The 231-nt window shown below is 66.2% G+C and carries 1 protein-coding gene; it reads left to right on the top strand.

From position 1 onward, the window contains the following. A partial coding sequence (locus P9273_RS32230) for an ureidoglycolate lyase (protein ID WP_278052603.1) occupies positions 1 to 231 on the top strand: 231 nt, incomplete at both ends.

Raw genomic sequence — 231 nt, 5'->3', positions numbered from 1 at the left:
CCTTCATTCCGTTGTCGCCGCGGCCATTCCTGGTTGTCGTCTGCCATGACACTCAGGACGGCCCAGGCGAGCCGCACGCCTTCATCACCGCGCCCGGGCAGGGCATCAACTACCGGCGCAACCTCTGGCACGGCGTGCTGACGCCGATCGGCGAGGAACAGGACTTCCTCATCGTCGACCGCGGCGGCGACGGCGCCAACCTCGAAGAGTGCCATTTCTCGCACCCTTACG

Source organism: Mesorhizobium sp. WSM4935, from assembly GCF_029625735.1.
Classification (GTDB): Bacteria; Pseudomonadota; Alphaproteobacteria; order Rhizobiales; family Rhizobiaceae; genus Mesorhizobium.
This window is presented reverse-complemented; position numbering and strand designations above follow the sequence as displayed.